This is a genomic window from Myroides sp. LJL115 (assembly GCF_054871665.1).
In genome coordinates this window covers 1-13,966 of record NZ_JBTXLS010000062.1, presented here as the reverse complement: position 1 = coordinate 13,966, position 13,966 = coordinate 1, and the positions used below count along the sequence as shown (strand labels likewise).

The 13,966-nt window shown below is 32.7% G+C and carries 12 protein-coding genes; 3 read left to right on the top strand and 9 right to left on the bottom strand.

Annotated elements, in window-relative coordinates:
- Positions 1-131: 131 nt before the first annotated feature.
- Positions 132-1,646, bottom strand: a complete 1,515-nt coding sequence (gene gpmI, locus ACYSNX_RS12100) for a 2,3-bisphosphoglycerate-independent phosphoglycerate mutase (protein WP_461754930.1) — start codon at positions 1,644-1,646, stop codon at positions 132-134.
- 246 nt (positions 1,647-1,892) lie between these two features.
- Between gpmI and ACYSNX_RS12095 the strand changes: the two genes are divergently transcribed.
- Positions 1,893-2,657 (top strand): murein L,D-transpeptidase catalytic domain family protein, encoded by a 765-nt coding sequence (locus tag ACYSNX_RS12095; RefSeq protein ID WP_461754929.1) that lies wholly within the window; start codon positions 1,893-1,895, stop codon positions 2,655-2,657.
- A 68-nt stretch (positions 2,658-2,725) separates the two neighbouring features.
- Here ACYSNX_RS12095 and ACYSNX_RS12090 read toward each other — a convergent pair whose 3' ends face one another.
- On the bottom strand, positions 2,726-4,336 hold the full coding sequence (locus ACYSNX_RS12090; RefSeq protein ID WP_461754928.1) for a L,D-transpeptidase family protein: 1,611 nt from the start codon (positions 4,334-4,336) through the stop codon (positions 2,726-2,728).
- A gap of 219 nt (positions 4,337-4,555) precedes the next feature.
- Here ACYSNX_RS12090 and ACYSNX_RS12085 point away from each other — a divergent pair, with 219 nt between their 5' ends.
- Complete coding sequence (locus ACYSNX_RS12085) at positions 4,556-6,433, top strand: TonB-dependent receptor plug domain-containing protein (protein WP_461754927.1); 1,878 nt, start codon at positions 4,556-4,558, stop codon at positions 6,431-6,433.
- A gap of 150 nt (positions 6,434-6,583) precedes the next feature.
- Here ACYSNX_RS12085 and ACYSNX_RS12080 read toward each other — a convergent pair whose 3' ends face one another.
- From ACYSNX_RS12080 to ACYSNX_RS12050, 7 genes are all read right to left on the bottom strand, one after another.
- Positions 6,584-7,234: a WG repeat-containing protein gene (locus tag ACYSNX_RS12080; protein WP_461754926.1), complete on the bottom strand. Its 651-nt coding sequence runs from the start codon at positions 7,232-7,234 to the stop codon at positions 6,584-6,586.
- 28 nt (positions 7,235-7,262) lie between these two features.
- Complete coding sequence (locus ACYSNX_RS12075) at positions 7,263-8,009, bottom strand: SDR family NAD(P)-dependent oxidoreductase (protein ID WP_461754925.1); 747 nt, start codon at positions 8,007-8,009, stop codon at positions 7,263-7,265.
- A gap of 9 nt (positions 8,010-8,018) precedes the next feature.
- Positions 8,019-10,295, bottom strand: coding sequence for an AsmA family protein (locus tag ACYSNX_RS12070; protein WP_461754924.1), 2,277 nt, complete (start codon positions 10,293-10,295; stop codon positions 8,019-8,021).
- A gap of 74 nt (positions 10,296-10,369) precedes the next feature.
- Positions 10,370-10,942, bottom strand: a complete 573-nt coding sequence (locus ACYSNX_RS12065; protein WP_461754923.1) for a pentapeptide repeat-containing protein — start codon at positions 10,940-10,942, stop codon at positions 10,370-10,372.
- A 43-nt stretch (positions 10,943-10,985) separates the two neighbouring features.
- On the bottom strand, positions 10,986-12,125 hold the full coding sequence (locus ACYSNX_RS12060; RefSeq protein WP_461754922.1) for a glutathionylspermidine synthase family protein: 1,140 nt from the start codon (positions 12,123-12,125) through the stop codon (positions 10,986-10,988).
- 7 nt (positions 12,126-12,132) lie between these two features.
- Entirely contained in the window at positions 12,133-12,510 is a 378-nt protein-coding gene (locus ACYSNX_RS12055) for a hypothetical protein (protein WP_461754921.1), read from the bottom strand.
- A 6-nt stretch (positions 12,511-12,516) separates the two neighbouring features.
- Positions 12,517-12,816: a hypothetical protein gene (locus ACYSNX_RS12050; RefSeq protein ID WP_461754920.1), complete on the bottom strand. Its 300-nt coding sequence runs from the start codon at positions 12,814-12,816 to the stop codon at positions 12,517-12,519.
- A 125-nt stretch (positions 12,817-12,941) separates the two neighbouring features.
- On the opposite strand from ACYSNX_RS12050, the gene ACYSNX_RS12045 reads away from it, so the two are divergent.
- The gene (locus ACYSNX_RS12045; protein WP_461754919.1) at positions 12,942-13,817 is read left to right on the top strand and encodes a helix-turn-helix domain-containing protein; all 876 of its coding nucleotides are present in this window, start codon (positions 12,942-12,944) and stop codon (positions 13,815-13,817) included.
- Positions 13,818-13,966 lie beyond the last annotated feature (149 nt).

Genomic DNA, 13,966 nt, shown 5'->3' with positions numbered 1-13,966 from the left:
GCTATACTTCTATACATGACATCTACTTAAAAGTATCGTAAAGTTAAGAACCGCCTTGGTACGGATCCGTATGCCAGGTGGTGTGAGAGGTCGGCTGAAGAAATAATCTTCAGCCTCCTACTCGATTACATTTAAAGTAGTGATTTTCCTGTCATATCAGAAGGTTGTTCTACTCCCATTAATTCTAATATAGTTGGAGCTACATCCCCTAGAACACCACTGTGGATTTGTTTAATATCCTTATCCACTAATATCATTGGTACTGGGTTAGTAGTGTGCGCTGTATTTGGAGTTCCATCTGGGTTAATCATTGTTTCACAGTTACCGTGGTCAGCAAGCACTAAAACGGTATAGTTGTTCTTCAATGCTGTATCCACTACTTGTTCCACACATTGGTCTACGGCTTGACAAGCTTTAATAGCTGCTTGCATATCTCCAGTATGCCCAACCATATCTCCATTGGCAAAGTTCAAGCATACAAAATCAACTTCTTGTTTATCTAGCTCTGGAATCAATGCATCTTTTAGTTCAAAAGCACTCATTTCAGGTTGTAAATCATAAGTTGCTACTTTTGGAGAAGGACATAAAATGCGATGCTCTTTATCGAAAGGTTTTTCTCTACCTCCTGAGAAAAAGAAAGTTACATGTGGGTACTTTTCTGTTTCAGCTATTCTGATTTGTTTTTTATTATGTTTTTCAAGTACTTCTCCTAGTGTATTGGTAATATTGCTTTTATTGTACACTACGTGTATTTTTTCAAAAGTGGGATCATAATTAGTAAGAGTAACCATGTATAAAGGCAGCTTACTCATATTATACTCAGGGAAATCTTCTTGCGTTAGAACTTGCGTTAGTTCTCTACCTCTGTCTGTTCTAAAGTTGAAAAATATTACTACATCTTCTGGGGAGATAGTTGCAATAGGATTTTGTTGTTGGTCTACCATTATAAGAGGCTCTAAGAACTCATCAGTAATCTTGTCTTGGTAGCTTTTTTCTATAGACTTTAAAGCATCTGTACTCTTTTGACCATCTCCATGTACAAGTAGATTATATGCTTTTGCTACTCTTTCCCAACGTTTGTCTCTATCCATGGCATAATATCTTCCAATGATACTTGCAAGTTGAGCTTTTCCTTGGCTTTGTTCTAAAAGATTTTTCACATGATTTAGTCCAGACTTAGGATCTACGTCTCTTCCATCAGTAAAGGCATGTACAAACAGATCTTTTACTCCTTGGTTATGAGCTGCATTGATTAATCCATATAGATGTTTTTCATGAGAGTGTACTCCTCCATCAGAAAGCAAACCTAAAAAGTGCACTTTTTTATTGTTTTGCTTAGCATATTTAAAAGCTTCTTTTAATGCAGGTTCTTCTGCTAAAGTATTATTCTCTACCGCCATATTGATTTTAACTAAATCTTGGTATACTATTCGTCCGGCTCCAAGATTCATATGGCCTACTTCTGAATTACCCATTTGTCCTTCTGGCAATCCTACATTTAAACCATCTGTTAGAACAGTAGTATGTGGGTAGTTTTTATATAAAGAATCAATATATGGTGTTTTAGCAAATTCTATTGCAGATACTTTTGGATCTTGGGTTTGTCCCCAACCATCCAAAATCATTAAGATTACTTTTTTATTCATAGTCTTAAAAAAAATTAGTTGTGTTATGCAAAATTACTCATTAGTAATGGAATTTATCTATTGCAGCACAGAGATTTGTTGTTTTTTATTGAGTAAGTTCACTATGTGTTGAAAAAAAACTCACTTAGGAGTATTAAAATCAATTAGTTAGTTGTAAAAAAACGATAAAAGTACAGGTGACTTAATTTTTTTTTATATTTTTACTTTTTTTAAATTTTGGTTTAACTCCCTATAAATTAGTAAGTAATGAATAAAATGTTTTTTGCCATAGGGGTTGTAGCCTGTGTGTTGACCGGGGCAGGATTAAAGGCTAGTTTAACTTCTTTAGATAAGAGAGAATTTGAAGAGACTAAGGTATTAGAAAATATAAAAAGTGAGACTAAAGAGATAAATGTATTGAGTAAGGAAGAGCGTTTTGAGTTAGAAGCAAGCCAAATATACACCTCTCTTACTACTAATTATTTTGATGCACCTGCACAGCAAATTTTTTACCAGGCCTTGAAAGGCTATTTCTATTTGCAAGAAAAGGGAGAAATATTGAATAACAAATTAACCATAGTTGATTTTAGTGCTTCCTCTACTAAAAAAAGACTTTGGGTTATTGATATGGATAAGTATGAAATTGTTCTACAGTCCTATGTGGCTCATGGAATGAAGACGGGGCAGGAGTTTGCTTCCACTTTTTCCAATGCCCTAGAATCCCATATGAGTAGTTTAGGGTTTTATAAAACTGCTGAGGTTTATCATGGAATTAATGGATTGTCTTTGCGATTAGATGGAGTAGAGAAAGGTATTAATGACAATGCGCGAAAAAGAGCTATTGTTATTCATGGAGCCAAGTATGCTTCTGAAAGTATAATCAAAGCCCAAGGAAGATTAGGTCGTAGCTTTGGATGCCCTGCGGTTCCTGTTGAGGTAAATAAAGAGTTAATCGATTTAATAAAAGATAAATCTTGTTTGTTTATTTACCATGATAGTGCACAATATCAAAACAAAACTACATTTGTATAGTAGTAGACAATAATAATACATAAATAAATAAAAAGAGTAGATAAACCGAAGTGGTTTATCTACTCTTTTTATTTACTGATTAATTTTTTATACAAGACGTTATCGTAATTATATATATCGTGGATTACGGTAGGATAAAGTTTCTTATCTAAGTTTAAAGTCCAGTATAATAAGTATACGCCAATAGGGTTTTTTGAAACACTAATATTGGTGGTCTTTTCCGAGCTTAGTATCTTGTCTATATCCTGTTTAGAAATATCATTATCTTGTAATTCAAAAATAAACTCCACTAAATCAAATGGATTTTGCACTCTAACACAGCCCGAACTCATGTCCCTAACTTGTTTGTCAAAATAAGTTTTATTCGGAGTATCATGTAAATAAACAGAGTGATTGTTTTTAAACATAAACTTCACTCTTCCTAGTGTATTTCCAGGCCCTCCTTTTTGAACATACCTATATGAATTATACCTACTAGCATCCCATTGTGAAGGCTCTACTACTTTACCAGTTGAATTTTGATAGATGGTAAAGTTCATTGAATTAAAATAATTCGAATTCCTTTTAGCCTTTGGAACTATATCATTCTTTAAAATAGTAGGAGGAATGGTCCATGTGGGATTAAGTACTACAGTTGTTAGGGTAGAACTTAGAATCGGTGTGTTTCTTCTTGGGGTTCCTACAATTACATTGTGCTTTTGTATAGTATCTAGATTAGCAACACTTACTAAAGTGAAGTCAGGAATATTTACCAAAATATAGTCCTTTCCATATTTTCGTGGAAACCATCTAAAGCGTTCTAAATTTACAATTAGCTTTTCAAATAGTTGTTGTTTCTCTTTTTCAAGAGCTTCAATAGCCTTCGAATCAATATAATCATTTTTTGGTAATTTATGAGCCTGTTGGAATTGCTCTAAACTTTGTTGTAATGCTTTATTATAGTGCGGATTAATTCCTATTGAGTCTGGCCAATATCCTAGAAAATGTAAGTTTTCTTTTAAACCTATTAACTCTTGGTAGTCTTTACCCGGCTCTGGTAGGCTATCTAGCAAAGACAAAGAGGTATCTTGTAAGGCATAGTATTGTTTTAATTTATCGCGATATCTTCCATATTGTTTATGGCGAGGTCGTATTGAGTCAAATGCTTGGAGTACAGCTGTGTTATCTAATACTAAAATAAGGGTTGCAGCTGTATTGATTTGATGGTATTCTAAATCCCAATCATTATATAACTTTCGTGGATCTAGTATACCATTGAATAAGCTTTGCGTTAATTTATTAAAAGTAGTAGTATAGGCAATATCTGCCTGCACTAGAACAGAATCTGCTAATGTTGTGTATTGTTGGTCGTAATTAGATAGAGTAGAGGAATCAAAGATGGATGATTGGATTCCATCGTATTTAATATCGGCAATAACTTGTAGTAAATCTTGTCTATCTTTTGAGTCGCCCCAAGCTGTTTTAAAATTATTTAAAGCATAGAATTCTTGGATAGCCTGATCATATCCTTGTAAATATAGAGAGTCTATCTCCACTGTTTTTTCAACAGCATCAATAGGTTCTACAACTAATGTATCTGCAACGGCATCTTTGAACACAATGCGCATTTGTTGCTTTTTCTTAGAAGTACAAGCAAAAGTAGAAAGTAGAATTAAAAAAAGGAAACTTATATATTTCATGGGATTTCACTATTAAAATAAATACACTACTGTTAAAAATACGCATTATTATTTGTAAAACCTTGGATGTTTTGTAAAACTTCTCTCCAATTCAGGAAACCATATCTGGACTATTGCATATTATTAAACTGGCCTATAGCCCATTGTTAAACCCTAAGTAGTTTTGTCACAGTTTTATAGCTCTTAGAATTAGCTATAGTAAACAGTAATATTTAAAATATGAAAATTAGTCTTTTTAGCCGTTTTTTTTTCGGCTTTGCATCTATATGCAGTCCTTTTGTTTTTTATGGACAAAATATTTCCAATCCTGATCAGTTAGAAGAAATTGTTATCTATGACACCTCCTTGCAAGCTCACAATGGTTTGAAGAATAAAAATGTAAGTATAATAACAGCTCAAGATATAAAAGAGTTGCCTGCTAAGAATATTGCAGAGGTTCTTTCTTATGTTTCTGGTGTAGATATTCGTAGCAGAGGGCCCTTTGGAAGTCAGAGTGATATTAGTATTGATGGAGGAAGTTTTGATCAAAGTATACTTTTAATTAATGGGCAAAGTATATCTGATGCACAAACAGGTCATAACAGCTTAAATATGCCTGTTAGTTTAGATTTAGTGCAAAGAATTGAAATTATAAAGGGACCAGCGGCTCGTTTGTACGGAGCCAATAGTTTAACAGGTGTAATTAACATTGTAACTAAAACACCAAAAGAATCCATGTTGTTCGCTTCTGCTGTAATTGGAAGTAATTTTACTAGGCAACAGGAGCAAGAAGATGCGGATTTATACTATAATACGGGGGTTCAATTTGGTGCAAGTATTGCAAAGAAAAAATCGAGTCACTTATTGTCTGCGAGTCATGATTTTGGTAATGGAAGTAGGTATAATACAGACTTCAATAATGATAAACTTTTTTATCAAGGAAACTTCTTAGTCAATTCCAAAAATTCTATTCAAGTTTTAGCAGGCTATGCTAAAAGTAAATTTGGTGCAAATGGATTTTATGCTTGGCCATCGGATAAGGAGTCCCAGGAGGTGGTACAAACAAGTATTTTGCATATTAAGGCAAAGAATTACCTTTCCGATAAGTTAAGCTTTACTCCTAGCGTTGGAATCCGTTATAACTTTGATGATTATCGTTTTTATAAGCATGATTTAAATACTGCAAGAAGTAGACATTATAATACCTCTGTGCAAATTGCAATGCAAATGGAGTATTTATTAGATAAGGGAAGTATTCACTTAGGTACACAACTGCAATATGATCAAATAAATTCTACCAATATAGGGAATCACCATAAAAATAACTATGGTATATTTTTGGATTATAGCACCTTTGTATGGGACAGGTTACAGCTTAATACTGGGGGATATGTTAATTATACTAGTAATTATGGTTGGCAATTTTATCCTGGACTTGATTTAGCTTATTTTATCAAGGACAATTGGAGAGTGATGGCTAATGTTGGAAGTGCGACTCGTTTGCCAACCTTTACGGATTTATACTTAGATCAGCGTCCTGGAAATATCGGAAATCCACAGGTGCAACCTGAAAAATCCTACCAATTAGAGTTAGGAAGTAAATATGAGTATAAATCCTTTGAAGCTTCTGGTTTTTTATTCTATAGAGATATATCTAATTTTATTGACTGGGTTAGGGAAAGTCAGGATTTTCCATACCAAACTTTTAATATAGGAAATAACAAAACTCTTGGAGTTAATTTAGATGGTAAATACCGCTTCGATAAACCACTAGTAAAATGGTATATTGGATTGTCTTATACCTATTTAGACCCTAGTATAATTGGAGATATCCAAGGTGTAGAAAGTAAATATGTTTTAGAAAGTTTGAAGCATCAGGCTATGGCTAGGTTAGGCTCAAATGTAGGGGACTGGCACTTTACCCTTAGCTCAGGATACAAACAAAGATTAAGTTATAAAAGCTATTGGGTAAATAACTTTAAAGTTAGTTTTACAAAACCTACTTATGACATTTATTTAGATGTGCAAAACTTTACTAATACTACCTATATTGAGGCTGGTGTAGTGCCTCTGCCTAAAGCATGGTTTAATTTAGGGTTTAAATTCAAAAGTAAGTAATAAAAAAAGAGGCTATCTCATAAAGGTTACTTCGCTGTGGGAAGTAATTTATTAGCTATAGTTTATACTTCAGATTAAATAATTAAATTATACTAAGTAAAATACGATATTAAACAAAAAAGGGGCTGTCAATATGAGACAGTCCCTTTTTTATTCTGCTATTTTTCGTCCTTTAGTATCAATAGTAAAGGAGGCATTTTTAATTTGAACGAAAGCTTGGTCATCTTCAAAATCACTTGCATAATCGTAAATTAAAGGAATTATAGTTGCACCATTAGTGTTGATATACCCAAATTTATTATTCAAGGAAACTAAACAAAGTCCTTGGTTAAATTCACTGACATAATCAAAACTAGGTGGGATTACTATTTGTCCTCTAGTATTGAAAAAGCCCCATTGTCCAAGTTCAAAAAAAGCAATTCTATTTTGAGAGCTACTTTGTAATTCTTGGTATTGAAAAGGAATCACAATCTCTCCTTTTTGATTTATCGCCCCTTGAAGATTGTCAAAAGTAACAATAGAAACTCCATTGCTAAAGGATTCAATTTGGGAGAACATCGGTTCCATAAATAATTCTCCTTGTTTTGTTTTAATACCAAAAAGGGCAAGCTTATTATCTTGGAACCATTGTAAGTTGTTTTCGAATTGAAAATCTACATCTTTATTTAGGTCGATATATAAAGTGTCTTTTCTTTCCAATAGAGAGTTTATTTCTATAAAAGATTTTAGCTCTGTTTTGTGAGCTTGAACATTCAAGCTGTACAATCCTATTAATCCTAGAATTGTTAATGGTATATTCATGTATGTGTTAAGATAAAATCGGTCGTATTTATTTTCTATGAATACTACTAGCGTTAGCTTGGGCTTTAGGTAGTATAGTTATATCTGCTATTTGAACATGATCTGGCTGCTTTAATGCATAAGCAATTGTTTGGGCAATATCTTGAGCTGATAAAGGATCAAATCCAGCATATACGTTATCTGCTTTTTGTTGATCTCCTTTAAAACGAATTAAAGAAAACTCTGTATTAACAGCTCCTGGTGCAACATTTGTTACTTTTACCCCTTGTTGCAGTAGGTCAATTCTCATACCTTGAGAAAGAGCTTCTACAGCTGCTTTACTAGCGCAATATACCGCGGCATTTCCATAGGTTTGTTTTCCTGCTATAGAGGAAAGGTTTATAATGTGAGCTGAGGTGCTTTCTAATAAATGAGGTAAGACAGCTTTTGTTACATAGATTAATCCCTTGACGTTGATATCAATCATATCTTCTAAATCTTGTAGATCTGCTTGCTGAAAACTAGCTAGTCCATGTGCATTTCCCGCATTGTTAATTAAGATATCAATACTTTTCCATTCTTGTGGTAAAGTATTAATTTTCTCAAAGACTTCTTTTTTGTCTCTTACATCAAATACTAAAGTAAATACTTGGGTAATTTTTTTTAGTTCTTCTTCTAATTCTAAAAGATTTTGCTGTCTTCTACCGCATAAAATAAGGCGAAAATCTTTAGCCAATTCCATGGCAGTAGCTTTGCCAATTCCAGAGCTAGCTCCAGTAATTAATACAGTTTTCATAGTTGATTATTATAATATAGTTTGCTTTAATCCTTGCAGTACGCATAACCAAAGGTAATTAAAAAAAGACTTTTCTTTGGTTCGTTTTACCTCTCGAATATCTTTTGTTATCACCTTACCTTTGGTGTTTTTTCGTATAAATAAATTACCTACTGCAGAGAGGAAATTTCGTTTTATTTTTCCGTCTTTTTGATAAAGAGTAACTTTTAAATTATTGTAATCCATGGCGAATTGTCCAGTGGCATATTCATTATTTCCTGTGAAATTAAACTCTACTAAATCAAGTCTACCACTCGTGGATGCTTTAATATAAGGTTGGATAAAGGGATCCATTGCATCACTAGGAAAACCTTTAATTGTACCATTTATATTGAATTGGTCTTGTTTGTTAAGTACATTAAATTTCCAGTTTACTACTAATGGGGCTGCATTCATAAAGCGTGCATCTACTCGAATATAAGTGTCAGGTATGTTACTTTGACCATAACCACTATATATATGATCAATATTAGCGTAGAAATTGGAGAAAGTTAGCTTTCCAGGTGCAACTGCTTTTTCATCATATTCCTCGTATTCTAAAGTAGACTGGACAATTTGTGTATTATCGATTTGGAGTCCGAAGTTTAGCTCGCGTAGGGACTGACTAAATAGGGGTTTATATATTGTATCATGTGGGGGAGTCTTATCCCTGTAGATATTGGCATTCACTCTTGATGCAACTAATTGTTTACTCTGTAAATTGAAAACTCCCTTTTGATCAAAGTGCCATTGATAATTAGCTAACTTTATATCATTGGCCTGCACGTTATAAATATCGACTGCAGTTTTGTTATCCTTTACAATCTTAGCTCTTGAATACTTTGGTTTCATTAAAAAGTTAGCAAGGCGTAATTCTGTGTCATTAAGAGATATAGATTCTAAATACAGGTCATACGTTTTATTAGTGTTATAATGTACTTTTTTGGTTGTTAGGTGTTGAGTGCTATAGGAAAAAGGTACTTTTTTTAAAGTAGTTTTTGGGTCTATAACTATATTTCGTACTAAGGAGTTAATACTATTAATCTCTAAAGTGTTTTGTGGTAAGTCAGAGTGTTTTACAATTAAGTTAGCATTGTTAATAGCAAAAGAATCGATTAGTATATGATCGGTGATTTGTTTTAATTTGACAGAAGGAGAATTAAATGTTTGCTTTGGGAAATGAGAAATAGCAGCATCGTTTAATTGAATACTTTGTAGATGTAGTTTTTGGTTAATAGTATTTTTAATGTTATTAAGCAATATAGTTGCTCCGCTTGTTTTCCAAGTATCTAAGGAGTTAAAATAAAGATTGTTTATTGCAATTTGCTCAATAGAAAGATTAAATGGAATCAATGTAGGAAGAATTTTTTTTGCCTCTTCCTGCATTTGTTGCTGTGTTTTTATTTTGTGCTGTAAGATATCTAACTTAGCTGAAGGCGTTGAAATTTGGCCAATTGTTAAGTAGAAAATATTTTCATTATCATATCCCCAATCTATTTTGGATAACTTTATATCTGGAAGGTCTAAGCGAAGAATATTATCATTGGTATATTGATTATATCCGATAGGTTTGATCTTCGCATAGTCCATTACTAAATCATCTGTAGTTACCTTTGTTGAACCTAAGTGTAATTTTAAGTGCTCATTTAAACTGGCATAAACTGAATCCGCTTCTAAGGTATAATCTTTATACGTAAATGGAATAGGTTTGTTTTTGGTTTGTTGTGAAAACTCTACTTGATTTACTTGTGCATTAAAATTAAAGATCTCTACCATTGGACTTGTTTGACCTATATCCTCTATGCGGACATGAGCATTTTTAATTCTAATTTCATGGATATCTACACTATTGGTTACTTTGTTATGCTTCTTAGAAGTAATGATATCTCCTTTAGCTTTGGTAACTTGGAAATCTGGGGTGTTTAAAGTGATTTTAGAAGCTTTTATATTATGGTTTTTAATCAATTCAAAATAATCTACTCCTTGAATAGAAATTTGCTTAATTTGACCATAAAAATGACTTAGGGAATCAGGTACATGCTTGTCTTTTGGGGTAATAGATACCTCTGAAAGACTTAATTTACCCAGTGCAATAATGAATTCCACCTTTTTATACTCTAAGTTGTAAGGAGTGTCATTCTTTTGGGCAATAATTTTAGGTAATTCTCTATGTAAGTACGCGTTTAGAAGACTTTGACCAAATAGGTAAAGTAAAATAAGGGCTAAAATAAAGATCCCTAAGGTACGTTGTTTGGTAGTTAGCTTCATTGGTAGGCTTTTAGAATAGGAATATACTCTCTAAAAATACGTAAATTATGTTGAAAAAACGTATTTTTTAGGAATTACTTGATTATTAATTGGTGTTTTAGTAAAAGACCTTCTAAACCATCTTTAGAAAAAATAGCTTTTTTTAGTTTTGTACTACTAGGATCAATGTCGTAATTATAACTGGAATAAAAATCTGCTTGTTCTGCTTTTGCTTTGGTAAAAACTGCTCTATGTAAATTACAGTTTTCAAACAGGGCTTGGGTTAAATCGCACTGCATAAAATCAGCACTAATTAAGCTACAATTAATAAAGGAAATGTTTTTTAATTTAAGATTGTAGAACTGGGTGAATTCTAGATTACAGTTAAAAAAATTAAACTCAAAAATTGTTTGGTCTATCATAGCGAAGTTTACTCGTGTAAAATTACAATTCGCAAAATCGCATGTTCTGAGTCCTACATAATTAATTTGAGCATCCTTAAAATTACAATTGGAAAACTCACAATCGATAAAAATTGCCGATAAAAAAGAACATTCTGTAAAGTCACAACCAATGAATTTACAATTTTCAAACTCTTTGAAACTTATGCTATTTATTTCAAGATGTTGGTTTTCAAACGTTTTGTCGTATATAAAATCTTCACTCATAAGAAAAAAATTAACCCATTATACAAGATAATGGGTCATGGGATTATTCAATAATATGGGGTATAAATCTACTTTTATCTGTAGTGATTAATTGATCACTTTCTCTAAAGGTTATTCCACATGGTTCTTGACCAACTAACCAGCTACCAATAATGGTAAAACCTGTTGGTTGCTCTATAGTATTTGCTAAACTTTGGTAGATATAACCTTGTTGGCCATACTCTCCTTGGGTTTGTTGAAAGATAGTCCCCTGCTTATATATCGTAATATTGGCACCTTCGCGCGATAGTAAAGGTTTTTTTACAAAATCTTTCATATGTCCTTTAGGGTCGAAATATGCTTCAAGTAATAAAGGATGATTTGGAAATAACTTCCATAAAACAGGTAAAATAGCCTTGTTAGAAAGTATCATCTTCCAAGAGGGTTCAATCCAATTTGCCTGTTGAGAGTCTGTTGGAATATGTACAGAGAAGGGCTCATACACTAACCACTCCCATGGGTAAAGTTTAAAAATGTCGGTGATGACTTGATCCTCTAAGTCTACAAAGTTTTCGCCATCCCATCCAATATCATCTACATAGATTAATTTGGTGTTTATTCCTGCTTGCATTGCGCAATCTCTTAAATACTCTACATTAGTTAGATCCTCTAAGGTTTGTTTTAGACAACTAAAGTGTAGGGTGTTTCCTTTAAGGAATGGTTTGATCTGGCTCCATGTTTGGATTAATTGTTCATGAACTGAATTGAATTGATCCACATCTTTTTTAAAGTATTTTTGCATCCAATGCCATTGTACTACAGCTGTTTCAAATAAAGATGTAGGTGTATCTGCATTGAATTCCAATACTTTTAATTCTTGGGTGTTTGGATCATATGCAAAGTCAAATCTCCCATAAATGCTAGGAGTTTCATTTTCCCAGCTTTGCTTTATATGATCTACTATGTAACGAGGTATTTTAAAATCTTCAAATAGATTGTTGTCTATTACATATTGTACAGCTTCTAGACACATTTCCCATACTTGAGCAGTAGCCTGGTATACTTTATCAGCAAAATGCTCTTGTATGCTAAAATAGTAGTCCTCTACCCAATAGGTTAACTCGTTATCGGTGTGATACCCAAAACCTAATGTTTCCAGTTGGGTTTTCCACTGAGGATCTGGTGTAAGTTGTTTTATTTTCATAAGGGTTTTAAGATGCCGCTGTTTTTACATTAGCTGTGTTACCAAAACCTCCACGTTGTACTGTCTTTGCGACTTGGCCTTTTTGGTTGTTATTTCCAATATTGCTTGAAGAAGATAATCCTGATGATGTATATCCCATAGCTCGGCCTCCTTGAGACATTAATGGGCGAAATGCCATATACCATAATAATGCGCTACCCATTGAACCTGTACCATAGGAGCGACCTTGTTGGTATTGCTCGGTTACTTCTTGATAAGGTGCACTTTGATCTGCGCGCATATAAACGCGTTGTACTTGGCTTTGTTCAGGTTCTTTTGTAGAACAAGAAGCTAAGGTGGCAGTAATTAAAATTAGAGATACAGTTTTACTACTTTTTCTTTTCATATTTGATTATTGCACGGTTACGAAAATAGGTAGGTTTACTAAAGAAGTAGGTTTATTAGCATTCCAATCTGATATTTCCTTTAATGTTTTTATAGTGTCGGATTTAGTCAAAATAACTTGGTCATTTGCCCAAATGGTTTGAGAAGTAATATGGTAGATACTATCTCCTTTGACCACTGTACTTAAACTAACCTCTCTTGCTGAGGTTTTATCTAAATGTGCTAAGTTATTTTGTTGTTTTGGATTACTACAAGCTCCTAATAGAGAACAGGTACCTACTAGGAAAAAATATTTTAGTTTCATCATTTCTAATAAGAGATATTACATCTGTTAAAGGTACTAATTTTAATAATACGATGATAGTTTCCGTATTTGTAAAGTTTATTCGATTTTAAAGTTGCTATATTTACTCTCATAATTTTTATACACATATGGGGCATATTAAAGTTTTTAAATTAGATGACTTAGCAAAAAATTCCTTAGATCAAGGTTTTTATGTAGATACAATTGTCAACCATCTTGCTAATAATCATGCGCATCTGCAAAAGCCACATAGGCATAACTTTTATGTATGTTTGTTTTTTACTCAAGGTAGCGGAACCCATACTATAGATTTTACCACTTATGATATAACTCCTGGAAGTGTTTTTATGTTAGGTCCTGGTCAAATGCATAGTTGGGATTTATCTAAAGATATTGATGGATATGTTATGTTTCATACCCAAGATTTCTTAGATGTGTATTTTGTTAGAAATAGCGTGAGAGAATATCCCGTTTTCAGTTCTTTATACTGTTCTTATGGATTTGTAAGTCAAGAAGAGCAAATGCAAGAGCTTAAAATGATATTTCAAAATATGATAAAAGAGTTTTCTTTAGGGTTATGGAGGGATCATTTAATGCTTGTGAATTGGATCAGTATTTTTTATATAAGTTGTAATCGAACCATTTTGCAAGGGAAACAGTATAAGGAAAGTTCTAACAATGTATATTATACTCATTTTATAGAATTTGAAAATATGGTGGAAATTTATTTTCGAGAAGATAAGTTTGCTCAACAATATGCCCAGCGATTAAATATGACTCAAAAACATTTGAATAGGATTTGCAGAACATTAATCAATAAGACTACTACTCAGATTATCTTAGAACGTTTAATATTAGAGGCAAAAAGAGAACTAATCTATAGTGAGAAAAGTTTAGCAGCTATAGCTTTAGATTTAGGTTACGAAGATTATTCCTATTTCTCAAAAGTGTTTAAAAAACAAGAGGGAATAACACCTAGGGAATTTCAAAAAAAATACGAATAAACAAAAAAGGCTTTCCGATTTGGAGGGCACTGAAAAAGTCCCTTTTTAAAATAGAAGCTTAAAGTAAAGAGGTAAACTATTAAAAGCAATCGCTTTTATAGTTTACCTCTTTCTGTTTATATTTACCTGTTTTTTAAAATTCACAGGTT